Source organism: Citrobacter europaeus (assembly GCA_020099315.1).
GTDB classification, from domain to species: domain Bacteria; phylum Pseudomonadota; class Gammaproteobacteria; order Enterobacterales; family Enterobacteriaceae; genus Citrobacter; species Citrobacter europaeus.
On sequence record CP083650.1, the window covers coordinates 1869161 to 1883923 of the forward strand.

At 52.8% G+C, this 14763-nt stretch carries 16 protein-coding genes; 9 read left to right on the top strand and 7 right to left on the bottom strand.

Annotated features, from left to right (window positions below):
- The first annotated feature begins 206 nt into the window (after window positions 1-206).
- Window positions 207-1160 carry a 23S rRNA pseudouridine(955/2504/2580) synthase RluC gene (gene rluC / locus LA337_08745; GenBank protein UBI17760.1) on the top strand — a complete coding sequence of 318 codons (954 nt, stop codon included), beginning with the start codon at window positions 207-209 and terminating at the stop codon, window positions 1158-1160.
- 82 nt (window positions 1161-1242) lie between these two features.
- Here the strand turns inward: rluC and LA337_08750 are convergent, their stop codons facing one another.
- Window positions 1243-1827 carry a Maf-like protein gene (locus LA337_08750; protein ID UBI17761.1) on the bottom strand — a complete coding sequence of 195 codons (585 nt, stop codon included), beginning with the start codon at window positions 1825-1827 and terminating at the stop codon, window positions 1243-1245.
- Window positions 1828-2024: 197 nt separating this feature from the next.
- Here LA337_08750 and yceD point away from each other — a divergent pair, with 197 nt between their 5' ends.
- The 8 genes from yceD to fabF all read left to right on the top strand — a co-directional run bounded on the left by yceD (window position 2025) and on the right by fabF (window position 8379).
- On the top strand, window positions 2025-2546 hold the full coding sequence (gene yceD, locus LA337_08755; GenBank protein UBI17762.1) for a 23S rRNA accumulation protein YceD: 522 nt from the start codon (window positions 2025-2027) through the stop codon (window positions 2544-2546).
- 16 nt (window positions 2547-2562) lie between these two features.
- On the top strand, window positions 2563-2736 hold the full coding sequence (rpmF, locus tag LA337_08760) for a 50S ribosomal protein L32 (protein ID UBI17763.1): 174 nt from the start codon (window positions 2563-2565) through the stop codon (window positions 2734-2736).
- Between the two features lie 122 nt (window positions 2737-2858).
- Window positions 2859-3938: a phosphate acyltransferase PlsX gene (gene plsX / locus LA337_08765; protein ID UBI17764.1), complete on the top strand. Its 1080-nt coding sequence runs from the start codon at window positions 2859-2861 to the stop codon at window positions 3936-3938.
- A gap of 77 nt (window positions 3939-4015) precedes the next feature.
- The gene (gene fabH / locus LA337_08770) at window positions 4016-4969 is read left to right on the top strand and encodes a beta-ketoacyl-ACP synthase III (GenBank protein UBI17765.1); all 954 of its coding nucleotides are present in this window, start codon (window positions 4016-4018) and stop codon (window positions 4967-4969) included.
- Window positions 4970-4984: 15 nt separating this feature from the next.
- The gene (fabD, locus tag LA337_08775; protein UBI17766.1) at window positions 4985-5914 is read left to right on the top strand and encodes an ACP S-malonyltransferase; all 930 of its coding nucleotides are present in this window, start codon (window positions 4985-4987) and stop codon (window positions 5912-5914) included.
- 12 nt (window positions 5915-5926) lie between these two features.
- On the top strand, window positions 5927-6661 hold the full coding sequence (fabG, locus tag LA337_08780; GenBank protein UBI17767.1) for a 3-oxoacyl-ACP reductase FabG: 735 nt from the start codon (window positions 5927-5929) through the stop codon (window positions 6659-6661).
- A 154-nt stretch (window positions 6662-6815) separates the two neighbouring features.
- Complete coding sequence (gene acpP / locus LA337_08785; protein UBI17768.1) at window positions 6816-7052, top strand: acyl carrier protein; 237 nt, start codon at window positions 6816-6818, stop codon at window positions 7050-7052.
- 85 nt (window positions 7053-7137) lie between these two features.
- Complete coding sequence (gene fabF / locus LA337_08790; protein ID UBI17769.1) at window positions 7138-8379, top strand: beta-ketoacyl-ACP synthase II; 1242 nt, start codon at window positions 7138-7140, stop codon at window positions 8377-8379.
- Window positions 8380-8441: 62 nt separating this feature from the next.
- Here fabF and LA337_08795 read toward each other — a convergent pair whose 3' ends face one another.
- The 6 genes from LA337_08795 to LA337_08820 all read right to left on the bottom strand — a co-directional run bounded on the left by LA337_08795 (window position 8442) and on the right by LA337_08820 (window position 14385).
- Window positions 8442-8966 (bottom strand): type 1 fimbrial protein, encoded by a 525-nt coding sequence (locus tag LA337_08795; GenBank protein ID UBI17770.1) that lies wholly within the window; start codon window positions 8964-8966, stop codon window positions 8442-8444.
- Window positions 8967-8980: 14 nt separating this feature from the next.
- The gene (locus LA337_08800) at window positions 8981-9502 is read right to left on the bottom strand and encodes a type 1 fimbrial protein (protein ID UBI17771.1); all 522 of its coding nucleotides are present in this window, start codon (window positions 9500-9502) and stop codon (window positions 8981-8983) included.
- 12 nt (window positions 9503-9514) lie between these two features.
- Window positions 9515-10510 (bottom strand): fimbrial protein, encoded by a 996-nt coding sequence (locus tag LA337_08805; GenBank protein UBI17772.1) that lies wholly within the window; start codon window positions 10508-10510, stop codon window positions 9515-9517.
- Between the two features lie 13 nt (window positions 10511-10523).
- Complete coding sequence (locus LA337_08810) at window positions 10524-13064, bottom strand: fimbrial biogenesis outer membrane usher protein (GenBank protein ID UBI17773.1); 2541 nt, start codon at window positions 13062-13064, stop codon at window positions 10524-10526.
- 24 nt (window positions 13065-13088) lie between these two features.
- Entirely contained in the window at window positions 13089-13757 is a 669-nt protein-coding gene (locus LA337_08815; GenBank protein ID UBI17774.1) for a fimbria/pilus periplasmic chaperone, read from the bottom strand.
- 79 nt (window positions 13758-13836) lie between these two features.
- The gene (locus tag LA337_08820) at window positions 13837-14385 is read right to left on the bottom strand and encodes a fimbrial protein (protein UBI17775.1); all 549 of its coding nucleotides are present in this window, start codon (window positions 14383-14385) and stop codon (window positions 13837-13839) included.
- Between the last annotated feature and the right edge of the window lie 378 nt (window positions 14386-14763).

The window sequence follows — 14763 nt, forward strand, 5'->3', positions numbered from 1 at the left end:
CATTATTCCACTGCTAACCTTGTTATAGCAAGATGACTTTTGCCATTTATCACCCGGTTACTCACAGTTTTTTCACTTCCGCGTAGTGATTGCTTTAATAACCACCAAATCGGCTATGTCAAACTGAAGTAATAAGGTATAGCAGTTAATATAAGCATAGAAAAATGTGTGGCGCGAATCTTGATGGCTATTTAAAATCGGCCCCCATGAAAACAGAGACTCCAGCCGTAAAAACAGTTGCCATTACTGCCGACGAAGCAGGGCAACGCATCGACAACTTTTTGCGCACCCAACTCAAGGGCGTGCCAAAAAGTATGATTTATCGCATTTTGCGTAAAGGCGAAGTGCGGGTGAACAAAAAACGCATTAAACCCGAGTACAAACTCGAAGATGGGGACATTGTGCGTATTCCACCTGTACGTGTCGCTGAACGTGAAGAAGAGGCCATTTCACCGAATTTGCAGAAGGTCGCGGCGCTGACCGATGTCATTTTATATGAAGATGACCACATTCTGGTGCTTAACAAACCCTCAGGTACGGCCGTGCATGGCGGAAGCGGATTAAGCTTTGGTGTAATTGAAGGCTTACGCGCGTTACGTCCGGAAGCGCGTTTCCTCGAACTGGTGCATCGCCTGGACCGGGATACCTCCGGTGTGCTGCTGGTTGCTAAAAAACGCTCAGCTTTACGTTCGTTGCATGAGCAGTTGCGTGAAAAAGGGATGCAGAAAGACTATCTGGCGCTGGTGAGAGGCCAGTGGCAGTCGCATGTCAAAACCGTGCAGGCGCCGCTGTTGAAGAATATTCTGCAAAGCGGCGAGCGTATCGTGCGGGTGAATCAGGAAGGCAAGCCGTCGGAAACACGCTTTAAGGTGGAGGAGCGCTATGCGTTTGCCACGCTCGTGCGCTGTAGTCCGGTGACAGGGCGTACGCACCAGATTCGTGTGCATACCCAATATGCCGGGCATCCGATAGCCTTTGACGATCGCTATGGCGACCGCGAGTTCGATAAGCAACTCACGGACACCGGACTGAACAGGCTGTTCCTGCATGCCGCGGCGTTAAAATTCACCCATCCGGGGACGGGTGAAGTAATGCGTATTGAAGCGCCGCTGGATAAGCAGTTGAAGCGCTGCCTCGAGGTATTACGCCGCAAAGCCTGACGCGCGTTGCTTATCAGGCCTACAATCGCGTTATGCGCTGTAGGCCTGACAAGACGCATCGCGTCGCCATCAGGCAGATTAACTAGGCGTTCAGCGGGTTCATCTCTTCCCGGCGCAGCATTTGACACAATGCGATCAGCGGCAGGCCGATCAGCGTATTTGGGTCGCGGCCCTCAAGACGCTCAAAGAGAGCAATACCTAACCCCTCACTTTTAAAACTACCGGCACAATGTAGCGGGCGTTCTTTGCGCAGGTAATCATCAATTTCCGCTTCGCTTAAATGCCGAAAATGGACATCGAACGGCTCAACCTCAGTTTGTAAATGTCCGGTAGCTGAATTATAGAGCGCCAGTCCGGTGTAAAACGTTACAATATTGCCACGGGCTTTGAGTAATTGTTGGCGCGCATTTTCTTCTGTTAACGGTTTGCCGGTTATTTCACCATCAAGAACACAAATTTGATCGGAGCCGATAATAAGGTGCGCTGGATAGCGGTGGGCGAGAGATTGCGCTTTTTTCTGCGCCAGTCGCGAGACTAAATGGCGTGGCGCTTCGCCGGGTAACGGCGTTTCATCCACCTCGGGAGCCGCGCATTCGAACGGAATTGCCAGTTTTTCAAGTAAAGCGCGACGCCAGGGAGAGGTCGAGGCAAGTATAAGTTGAGGCATATTTTTCCCCTCGCATATAGCGTATTGATGAGAGCCATTTTAAACTATGGACTTCGTCCTACAAGCTGGCTGTATTGGCTTGTGTTGAGCGATTTTAAGTCGATGACCCGCAATGTGTGCGAATTATTGGCAAAAGGCAACCACAGGCTGCCTTTTTCTTTGACTATATGACGTTACAAAGTTAATATGCGCGCCCTATGCAAAAGGTAAAATTACCCCTGACTCTTGATCCGGTTCGTACGGCTCAAAAACGCCTCGATTATGAAGGTATCTATACTTCTGATCTGGTTGAGCGCGTCGCCGATTCTGTAGTCAGTGTGGACAGTGATGTGGAATGCTCCATGTCGTTCGCGATCGATAACCAGCGCCTTGCCGTCATAACCGGTGATGCAAAAGTATCGGTTACGCTCGAATGTCAGCGTTGCGGGAAACCGTTCCCACTTCATGTTCACACAACATATTGTTTTAGTCCTGTCCGTTCTGACGAGCAGGCTGAAGCACTCCCGGAAGCGTATGAGCCGATTGAGGTTAACGAATTCGGTGAAATCGATCTGCTTGCAATGGTTGAAGATGAGATTATCCTCTCCTTGCCGGTAGTTCCGGTGCATGATTCTGAACACTGTGAAGTGTCCGAGGCGGACATGGTCTTTGGCGAATTGCCTGATGAAGCGCAAAAACCAAACCCATTTGCCGTATTAGCCAGCTTAAAGCGTAAGTAATTGAGGAGTAAGGTCCATGGCCGTACAACAGAATAAACCAACCCGTTCCAAACGTGGCATGCGTCGTTCTCATGACGCTCTGACCGCAGTCACCAGCCTGTCTGTAGACAAAACTTCTGGTGAACAACACCTGCGTCACCACATCACTGCCGACGGTTTCTACCGTGGCCGTAAGGTAATCGCTAAGTAATCACGCATGACTCGATGGCTTTCCCACTACGGTGAGAAAGACAAAGAGTACACGCGTGATGAAGCTTAGTGAGGCTTTCCCCGGGTAACTGGGGAAACACCTAACCGGGCAGCGACGATACCTTGACACGTCTAACCCTGGCGTTAGATGTCATGGGGGGAGATTTTGGCCCTACCGTGACAGTGCCTGCAGCATTGCAGGCACTGAATTCTAATTCGCAACTCACACTTCTTTTAGTCGGGGATCCCGATACAATCACGCCATTACTTGCCAAAGCTGACTTCGAACAACGTTCACGTCTGCAGATTATCCCTGCTCAGTCAGTTATTGCCAGTGATGCCCGGCCCTCGCAAGCTATTCGCGCCAGTCGTGGAAGCTCAATGCGTGTTGCCCTGGAGCTCGTGAAAGAAGGTCGAGCGCAAGCCTGTGTGAGCGCCGGTAATACGGGCGCGCTAATGGGACTTGCGAAGTTATTGCTCAAACCTCTTGAGGGGATTGAGCGTCCTGCGTTGGTGACGGTTTTACCCCATCAGCAAAAGGGCAAAACGGTGGTGTTGGATTTGGGCGCCAACGTGGATTGTGATAGCACGATGTTGGTGCAATTTGCCGTCATGGGTTCCGTGCTGGCAGAAGAGGTGGTTGGCATTGCCAATCCCCGAGTTGCGTTGCTCAACATCGGCGAAGAAGAAACCAAGGGTCTCGACAGTATTCGGGATGCTTCTGCAGTGCTAAAAACAATCCCTTCTATTAATTATATCGGCTATCTTGAAGCCAATGAGTTACTGACTGGCAAAACCGATGTGTTGGTCTGTGACGGCTTTACAGGTAATGTCACATTAAAGACGATGGAAGGTGTTGTCAGAATGTTCCTTTCACTGCTGAAGTCTCAGGGTGAGGGCAAAAAACGGTCGTGGTGGCTGCTGTTATTAAAACGTTGGTTACAAAAAAGCCTGACAAGGCGATTTAGTCACCTCAACCCCGACCAGTATAATGGCGCCTGTCTGTTAGGATTGCGCGGCACGGTGATTAAGAGTCATGGTGCAGCCAATCAGCGAGCATTTGAAGTCGCGATTGAACAGGCAGTGCAGGCGGTGCAGCGACAAGTTCCTCAGCGAATTGCCGCTCGCCTGGAATCTGTATACCCAGCTGGATTCGAACTGCTGGACGGTGGCGAAAGCGCAACCTCACGAGCACACAGATAACGATGTGTTTGTGAATGCTGCCAACGTATCAGCGATTTGCTCGTGGCGGTATATAACCAAAAAGTGACTGAGCGTACATGTATACGAAGATTATTGGTACTGGCAGCTATCTGCCTGAACAAGTGCGTACTAACGCCGATTTGGAAAAAATGGTTGAGACATCTGATGAGTGGATCGTTACTCGTACAGGTATCCGTGAACGCCATATTGCAGCGCCAAATGAAACAGTTGCGACGATGGGCTTTGCCGCCGCAAACCGCGCAATTGAAATGGCGGGCATCGACAAAGAACAAATTGGTCTGATTGTGGTTGCCACCACGTCATCCACTCACGCATTTCCAAGCGCGGCATGCCAGATCCAAAGTATGCTGGGGATCAAAGGCTGTCCGGCGTTTGACGTTGCGGCCGCTTGTGCCGGTTTCACTTACGCGCTGAGCGTTGCCGACCAGTACGTTAAGTCTGGCGCAGTGAAGCATGCTCTGGTGGTTGGCTCAGATGTTCTGGCCCGTACCTGTGATCCAACCGATCGCGGAACGATCATTATTTTCGGAGATGGCGCGGGTGCGGTTGTACTGAGCGCATCTGAAGAGCCTGGCATTCTCTCCACGCATCTGCACGCGGATGGTCGCTATGGCGAACTGTTAACGCTGCCCAATGCCGATCGCGTTAACCCGGAAAACCCGATCCACCTGACGATGGCGGGTAACGAAGTCTTTAAAGTCGCGGTGACCGAGCTTGCACACATCGTTGATGAAACGCTGGAAGCGAATAATCTGGATCGTTCTGCGCTGGACTGGCTGGTGCCGCATCAGGCAAACCTGCGTATTATCAGCGCAACAGCGAAAAAGCTGGGTATGTCGATGGATAATGTTGTCGTGACGCTCGACAGACATGGCAATACCTCCGCGGCCTCCGTACCGTGCGCGCTGGATGAAGCCGTCCGCGACGGGCGTATTAAAGCTGGGCAGTTGATATTGCTTGAAGCCTTTGGGGGTGGATTCACCTGGGGCTCTGCGCTGATTCGTTTCTAGTATAAGGATTTAACCATGACGCAATTTGCATTTGTGTTCCCGGGGCAGGGTTCCCAGACCGTTGGGATGTTGTCTGAAATGGCGGCAAACTACCCAATTGTTGAAGAAACTTTTGCTGAAGCATCAGCTGCGCTGGGCTATGATCTGTGGGCGTTGACTCAGCAGGGGCCGGCCGAAGAACTGAATAAAACCTGGCAGACGCAGCCAGCGCTGTTGACCGCCTCGGTCGCGCTTTATCGCGTATGGCAGCAGCAGGGTGGCAAAACACCTGCGCTGATGGCGGGTCACAGCCTGGGCGAATACTCTGCGCTGGTATGTGCGGGTGTTATCGGTTTTGCCGATGCCGTACGTCTGGTTGAACTGCGTGGTAAATTCATGCAGGAAGCCGTGCCGGAAGGCACTGGCGGCATGTCTGCTATTATCGGTCTGGACGACGCGGCTATCGCTAAAGCGTGTGAAGAGTCGGCCGAAGGTCAGGTGGTTTCACCGGTTAACTTTAACTCACCGGGTCAGGTGGTTATTGCCGGGCACAAAGAAGCCGTAGAACGTGCCGGCGCTGCCTGTAAAGCTGCTGGCGCTAAGCGTGCTTTGCCGCTGCCGGTCAGCGTTCCTTCTCACTGCGCGCTGATGAAGCCTGCTGCTGAGAAACTGGCTGTTGAATTGCAAAAAATCACGTTTAACGCGCCGACCGTTGCGGTAGTCAACAACGTCGACGTGAAGTGCGAAACCGACGCTGACGCTATTCGCGATGCGCTGGTTCGTCAGCTGTACAGCCCGGTTCAGTGGACTAAAACCGTTGAATTTATGGCATCCCAGGGCGTAGAGCACCTGTATGAAGTTGGTCCGGGTAAAGTTCTGACCGGTTTGACGAAACGTATTGTTGACACCCTGACTGCTTCGGCACTGAATGAGCCGGCGGCACTGTCTGCGGCGCTAGAGCAATAAAAGAGGAAGACCATGAGTTTTGAAGGAAAAATCGCGCTGGTTACCGGTGCAAGCCGTGGCATTGGCCGCGCAATTGCTGAGACACTCGTTGCCCGTGGCGCGAAAGTTATCGGTACTGCCACCAGCGAAAGCGGCGCGCAGGCCATTAGTGATTACTTAGGTGCAAATGGTAAAGGTCTGATGTTGAATGTGACCGATCCGGCATCTATCGAATCTGTTCTGGAAAATATTCGCGCAGAATTTGGTGAAGTCGATATCCTGGTCAATAATGCCGGGATTACTCGTGATAACCTGTTAATGCGCATGAAAGATGACGAGTGGAACGATATCATCGAAACCAACCTGTCATCTGTTTTCCGTCTGTCAAAAGCGGTAATGCGAGCTATGATGAAAAAGCGTCATGGGCGTATTATCACTATCGGTTCTGTGGTTGGTACCATGGGAAATGCGGGTCAGGCTAACTACGCTGCGGCGAAAGCGGGTCTGATCGGCTTCAGTAAATCACTGGCGCGCGAAGTTGCGTCTCGTGGCATTACTGTAAACGTTGTTGCTCCGGGCTTTATTGAAACGGACATGACGCGTGCGCTGTCTGATGATCAGCGTGCGGGTACGCTGGCGGCAGTACCTGCGGGTCGTCTTGGCGAACCGAAAGAAATCGCCAGCGCGGTTGCATTTTTAGCTTCTGACGAAGCAAGTTACATCACAGGTGAGACTTTGCACGTCAACGGCGGGATGTACATGGTTTAACCACGATGAAAAATATTTGCGTTATTGTAGGTCTTGGCCTCAAAATAACGTAAAATCGTGGTAAGACCTGCCGGGATTTAGTTGCAAATTTTTCAACATTTTATACACTACGAAAACCATCGCGAAAGCGAGTTTTGATAGGAAATTTAAGAGTATGAGCACTATCGAAGAACGCGTTAAGAAAATTATCGGCGAACAGCTGGGCGTTAAGCAGGAAGAAGTAACCAACAATGCTTCCTTCGTTGAAGACCTGGGCGCAGATTCTCTTGACACCGTTGAGCTGGTAATGGCTCTGGAAGAAGAGTTTGATACTGAGATTCCGGACGAAGAAGCTGAGAAAATCACTACCGTTCAGGCTGCCATTGATTACATCAACGGCCACCAGGCGTAAGTGAACATCTCCAGGCGGTCATTCGACCGCCTGAGTTTTATCTTTTTATCCCACTTGAATTATTTTCCCTCCCTGGAGGACAACCGTGTCTAAGCGTCGTGTAGTTGTGACCGGACTGGGCATGTTGTCTCCTGTCGGCAATACCGTAGAGTCTACCTGGAAAGCTCTCCTTGCCGGTCAGAGTGGCATCAGCCTGATCGACCATTTCGATACTAGCGCCTATGCAACGAAATTTGCTGGCTTAGTAAAGGATTTTAACTGTGAAGACATTATCTCGCGCAAAGAACAGCGCAAGATGGATGCTTTCATTCAATATGGAATTGTCGCTGGCGTTCAGGCCATGCAGGATTCTGGCCTCGAAATTACGGAAGAGAACGCTCACCGTATTGGCGCCGCTATTGGCTCTGGTATTGGCGGTCTCGGTCTTATCGAAGAAAACCATACCTCTCTGGTAAACGGTGGACCGCGTAAGATCAGCCCGTTCTTCGTTCCGTCGACGATTGTTAACATGGTGGCAGGTCACCTGACCATCATGTACGGCCTGCAGGGGCCAAGCATCTCCATCGCGACGGCCTGTACTTCAGGCGTACATAACATCGGTCATGCCGCACGTATCATTGCATACGGCGATGCAGACGCGATGGTTGCGGGTGGTGCAGAAAAAGCCAGTACGCCGCTGGGCGTGGGTGGTTTTGGCGCAGCACGTGCGTTGTCTACGCGTAATGATAACCCGCAAGCGGCAAGCCGCCCGTGGGACAAAGATCGTGATGGCTTCGTGTTGGGCGACGGCGCAGGCATGGTGGTACTGGAAGAGTACGAGCATGCAAAAGCGCGCGGTGCAAAAATTTATGCTGAAGTCGTTGGTTTTGGCATGAGCAGCGATGCTTACCACATGACGTCACCACCGGAAAACGGTGCAGGCGCTGCTCTGGCAATGGTCAACGCACTGCGCGATGCGGCTATCGAAGCAGGTCAGATCGGCTATGTTAACGCGCATGGTACGTCTACTCCTGCAGGTGATAAAGCTGAAACCCAGGCAGTGAAATCTGTCTTTGGCGATGCGGCAAGCCGTGTGATGGTCAGCTCCACTAAATCCATGACCGGACACCTGTTGGGTGCGGCGGGCGCGGTAGAGTCTATTTTCTCTATCCTGGCGCTGCGCGATCAGGCTATTCCACCAACCATCAACCTGGATAACCCGGATGAAGGTTGTGACCTGGACTTCGTACCTCACGAAGCGCGTCAGGTTAGTGGTCTGGAGTTCGCCCTGTGTAACTCCTTCGGCTTCGGTGGCACCAACGGCTCGCTGATTTTCAAACGCGTGTAGTTGGCCGCAAAGCAATATAAACGGAGCGCTTAGCGCTCCGTTTTTTTATACCTTGAACACGGCTACTGGTAGGTAAAGGTAAGCTGAACGGTGGTTATAAATTCTCCGGCGGTGACCGCCCCTGTCGGGGTATACATCCGCGCCGATAGCGGAAAGACCGCCCGGCGGCTGGTGCTATCCACTGAGGTTGCCAGTTCATCTGCCGGTGATATCTCGCTGAGATGGTCGCGGGTCATGATTTGCAGCGCTATGCCGCTGGCGCTGCCTTGGGCGTTGGCGAATTTGGTGATGTCATCGGTATCCGCATCGCCGCTGAACAATGCCGTGACCTGCGTGGTTGACGGCGGGCAAGCGGACAGCGTCAGAGTGAAATCCTGCCATTCGCTGGTATCGCCAACGTTTGGGTAGTCAACGGCGCGCGCCTGTTCGAAGGTGACCGTCTGTTCTTTGGTACCCGTGTCTACCGTACAGGCCGAGGCCACGACGGTGCCGCTCAGGTTAATGTCGGTAGCCTGTACGGCATGAAAGCCGCTTATCGCCCACAGGCAGGTCAGGGCAGGGAGCAGTTTGCTTATTCGTTGCGCCATTGTCCCGTCCTGGATTACTGATAGGTGAAGGTGGCCTGCACCTGGCCGACAATGGTCCCCGGCATGACACTGCCGTTCGATACCGCGCGGGCGCGCATCACCAGGTCATAGGCGTGCGATGCGCTGGGAATGGTGACATTTTCCAGCTTTGCGCCGTTCTTATAGGCTTTTTCGCTGCTGCCGTCCGTCAGTTCCAGCTTCAGGTTGGTCGCGGTACCGGTATTTTTATAGTATGCCGTATCCGTATCAGCGGTCCCGGCAAACGCCACGCTAAATGAGGTCGTAGAAGCCGGGCAACTGGTGAGCCTGAGCGTCACGTCAGTCCATGTGGTAGCGCTGCCGCTGGCGGATAGCGAATCTGCCTGAATGTTATCGCCTAAGTTAACCGCCAGAGATTCATTATTGCCGTTGACCACGCAGGGGGAGGCGACAACCTTGCCGGTGATATCAATATTGACCGCCTGGCTGGCCGTCGAAAACAGCCCACCGCACGCCAGCAGGCACAGCGCCATTTTGTTTCCGTTGATGATGTGCATAAATAATCCTTATTAGTTGTAGGTCACATTGAGTTCAATGGCTGATTTGACGTTGCCTGCTCTGACGCTATCGGCATCGTCAACGAAGTAGGCCACTTTAAAATCGGGCAGGGGGTAGTCGCCGGAACCGTCGTAGTTGCTGAGCGGAATCGCGGCGTTAATCGTATGCGGTGTGCCGTCGGCGTTTTGCACCTGGATATAGACGTTTTGCGCGTAACCCTCACCGGTAGCGGTATTCAGCACGCCGTTGGCGGCGTCGCGGGGGCCATACACGGCGGTAAAATTGTAGGAGATGCCATTGATGGCGCCCGGGCAATTGGTCAATGTTATCGTTGGCGCTGCGGTAACGTTCAGCGCGCCATTTTGCACCGTATTGCCGTACAAGGTTGGCAGCTTGATTTCTGTTGGCGCATCAATGCCGCAGGAGGTGCTTCGCGGTTGAACCGACACACCGGAGAGCGCCAGAAAGGAAAGATCTCCGTAGCTGCCGCCGGCGGGATTATGGTAGTTCAGGGTTACGTCCGGCACCTGGGTGATCCGTCCGGCGGGCACCTTATCGGTCAGGCGCACCAGTTGATACTTGATATGCATATAGCCGTTCAAACCGATATTATTAATCAGCGTAATGGTGTTAGGTGCCACCAGACCATATTGTGGCGAGAACCAACTGGGCGTCGAGTGATTAAGCTGGTAGGCAATGCCGACGCCTGGATTATTGGTTTTATAGACGGTTGCGCCATCCGGGCTTAATGTACCCGTCGGCGTACCGTTGACGGTGATATCCGCATACCCCCAGCCGCTGCTCGCTACGATATCGACTTTGTAAAGTCCATGCTCATCAAACCACGTCGCGCCGCCCACTTTTGTTGGGATGGACCACGAACTGAAATCATACCGATAAACGGGCCGTTGGGCCGTGTTGGTGTTAAACGATGAAGACCAGGCGTTGATCGATACCAGCCATGTCACCAGGCCGGCGGATAAATTAATAAGAAATCGATTCATCATTAATGGCTCTTTATTATTGGCAGACGGTTTGCATTTCCACCACGCCGCTCGTGGCTTCGGCGTCTGGAAGTCGATAATGAATCTGGCACTGTTGGTTCGGCCCCTGGCCCCATTTCGCCAGCGCCGTTCCGCTATCAGCCATCCCCGTCAGATAAACCTGCCCGCCGTCGCCGACGATGCTGCCGGAAGGGTTGTCCGCGTCTGTCACCAGCGCGCCAAACGGCACGGCTTTGCCATTGTTGCGGGTTAGCGTCATTAGCACCCGTTTACCCACTCGGGTTGCAAAATGCGCGCGCACCATCGCCCCGCGGGTTGGCGTAATGATTCTGCTGGTCAGCTCAACGTCGGCGTTATCCGGCAGGGTGGCGGTATCCAGCGATACCGTTGATTCGCGGTAAGGCGTGACGTACGGCACCACGGTGTAGCCGCGAAAATCGGTTCTGACCCCGGTCTGATTACTGATGGTCACGCCGTCAGCGCCGGGGGCTTCCACCAGCGCCGAGGTTTCGCCCAGCGCCTGGCTCAACGTCACGCCGTTGGCGTGGGCCACAATGCCGCCTTCAATACCGTAGTTGACACGCTTCTGATCGTGGTCATAGCTGTAGGCGGTATTCACACGGGCGTAAGTGCCCTGATAATCGAGGCTGGCGTAGCCGCCGCTGCCTTCGCCGTGGTTGGTTTCGCTCTGCTGCACGTTCCAGTTAAGGTTGCGGTCTTCCAGCAGCGAACCGTTGAGGCCCACGTTATGGCTGGTGTCGCCGCGTTTACTGGCGTTCAGGCTGTAGGTGGCGTAGCTGTTGCTGAGCCAGCGGTCGAGGGGTACGCTGATACTTAACGAGAAGATCTGATCCTCATCGTAAACTTTGTCGCTGTCGGTATCGGTAATATTGCGGTTATAGCTGTAGTTCAGGTTATAGGTTACGCCCGCCCAGCTATTGCTGTAGCCCACGCCGATAGAGCGCATCTTGCGGTCGCTGTTCCAGTAGTCTTCGCTCATGACGGTTAACGACAGCGAGCCAAGCTGCTCGCCGATATTTTGGTTAAGCTGAAACTCGGCGCGGTTGCGGCGGCGGTCGTCGTTGGTGCGCCACTCATCCTCGCGCCAGGTATCCAGCACCTCTGATAAGGTGTAGTAGCCGGAGGTGGAGTAGCGATAGCCTGCGATAGAGACATTGGTCCCGGTTTCAAGGATGTTTTTGCTATAGCGTACGCGCCAGGATTGGCCGCCTTCTTTATCTTTGTCTTTCTGCGTCGACCACGCCTGGGTGCCATCAACAGACACCGCGCCCAGCGTGCCGAAGTTTTTCCCCACGCCGCTGAGTAGCGACTGATAGTGCTGCGAGAATTGTCCGCCGCCGTAGACGGTGAAACCCGCAGGCAGGCCGTAAATGGCAGTGGCCTGGGTAAACATCTCTTTATCGATATCGCCGTCATAGGGGCGATACTGACCGCTGGTCAGGCTGTATTTGAAACGGCCTTCACGCTGCAGTACTGGCAGGGAGGCGAAGGCTATCGTCTGATGCTGCTCGCTGCCATCGGCCTCCTTAATGGTGACGTCAAGATCGCCACTGCTGCCGGTCGGGTACATGTCGGTGATTTCAAAGGCGCCTGGTGAGACGTAGCTCTGGTATATGGTGTAGCCGTTTTGTTTGATGATCACCTGCGCGTTGGTTCGGGCGATGCCGCGCACTACCGGGGCATAGCCGCGCAGGCTGTCCGGTAGCATATCGTCGTCGGAGGCCAATTGCGCGCCGCGAAACGGCACGCTGTCGAACATATCCGACGGCGCGGTACTGTCGCCGACCGTCAACTGGCTCTTTAGCGCAAGAATATTGCGCTGTGCGTAGGTGTAGATCGAATCCCAGCTCTCCTGAGCATTGCCGCCGTTGTCGCTGCGGTTCCAGGTGCTGTAGTTACGAATGCGCCACGGGCCTACGTTTAGCCCAGGGCGCAGGTTCAGGTAGTAACTATCGGAGTCTGACATGCCGCTATGGCGGCCTTCTGTGTTATCGCCGCTGAAGCTGTAGTTGAGCAGCAGAGCGTTGATGCCCTCATCCAGCCGTTCCGGCGCGACGTAGCCGCGCGCGTGGTTGCTGACGGCGGCCTGCGGCACCGAGAGCTGCAGCAGCTGGCGCTCAAAGAGAAACGTCGCGCTGGCCTGGGGAATGGCCGTCAGATCGGCGCAGTTGCCTGCCAGGCGTGGAAACTGGTCAGTACGGACGCCAAATTCCCTCAGCGTGGCGACGCTCAGACACGGTTGTAGGGTGGTGTTTCCGGCGGTATCTTTTTGCGTGACAAACTCAACGTCATGCACGCCGACGGCGGTTTTGTTGAGCATGACGTTAACCCGATAGGTGCCGGGCATCTGGCCGACGCCTTCTTCAAAGGCGGTAAGGTCGGTGAGATCTTTCCCCGGCCCATCGATACCCAGTAGCGCCGGGTTAAAATATTCACGGGCCAGCGCGCTGCTGCACAGCGGTAAGGCGCACTGTAAGGCAATAAAGCAGGCGATCTGACTCAGCGTTATTCTTTTTCTGTATGCGTCTGCATTCATCCCGATATCCTTTTGGTGCTGGTGTTAGAGGCGGGCGCGGTGCTCGTCGCCGATAGAGCCAAAGTCGTTAATCAGCGTCCAGCTCACATCGCCGCTGGCGCCGTCAGGGATGGTAAAACTGGCGTCGCTCATAGGTGCCACGTAAGTGGCGTCCCTCACCGTGCTGGTGCCAACCTTCAGGGTGCTGAAGTTCATGTAATAGGCGGTGGGGTTGGTGACGGTAAGCCTGCTGCCGCTGCGCTGCCAGCTGAGTTTGCCGGTGAGGTCTTCCGGCTGCTGGGTGAGCGACTGCGGGCGATAAATTAATTTGATGCGCGTCTTCACCGCAATTTGCAGGGTGTTGGCGTGGTCCTGCTTTTCGGTTGCCGGAATAGATTTAATATTCATCCAGTAGAGCGATTCGCGGTCCTCGGCAAGATTACTGCCGGTGCGAATAATACGCAGGGTATTTTCTTGTCCGGCGCCCAGGCGAAATAGTGGCGGAGTGATCATAAACGGTGATTTATCGGTACTGGTTTCTCCTGCGTCGCTCCATGACTGAATTAAGTAGGATGATTTGTCGGGGTTTTTAACGCTAATGGATGTTTCTTTATTCTCACCGTTATAAATAATGCGGGTCCCACCGACAATAACGCCTGCTTGTACAGAAACCGAGAGCAGCGATGCGATAACAGTTAGGATATATTTATTCATGGATTACACCTCGGGAAATAAAGCCGGAGCGATCCGGCTTTATTTATTGTCAATGGCGGGTAACGCCGTATTCAGGTGATTAGTTATAGGTCAGCGTAAAGTTAACGGAACCGTTAGCATCCCCGCCGCTTACCGCTGCCTCTGTAGCAATATAACGAGCAAAGAAGTCGAGTTTTGTATCTGCTGGTGTGTCAGCTGTGCCTTCGATGGTTGTCTCTTTTGAGGCGGTGCCCAGCGGTAATTCAGAGGTGTCTGCGTTCAGTAACTGGATGGCCACGCCTTTTGCAACGCCCGCGGTACCATAACCGGTCAACTGCAGATAGTCGTTGTTAAGAGTGTCAGGCGTACCGTCGTACTTAACGGATACGGGTTTTCCCAACAGGTCTGCGGGGCAGCCGCTTAATACTAGCGTGAATTTAGTGGTTGCAGCGGTGTCGCCTGCGCCTGCAAAAGCGGTTTTAGCCACTTCACCCAATTCTACGGTTTGCGGGCTGGCAACTGTGCTATCAACCTGGCAACCCGCTTCAATAATTTTACCAACAAAATTTACCTTTCCATCCTGAGCCATTGCAGACGAGGTAATTCCTATAGTGGTAAATAATGCGATGGTAGCCAATTTTCCTTTCATTAAATAATCCCTATCATAGTATATGAGTTGTTTCCCTTAATATATTATTAAGGTTTTGGTGGTGAGGTGCGAATGAAAATATATTTTATGTGGTGAAATATATTAATTCACAGAGGATTTTTGCTGAATATTAAAGGTGTAACAATGTATAAAATCTAAATACACCAGTAATTAAAGCTTAATAAATTGGCGGTGAGGATATTATTGATGGGGGTTTTATATTGGTGAAATAAACTCGGCAGGTTAACTTTATGATATTATGTGATAATAAAAGCTGTGGCTGGAAAATAAATTTATTTTTCTCGATTCTGATTCATTATTGGATGTTTGTCTATAAATAAATACTAAAAAATGAATTCATAAATTGTAAGTTTGTTT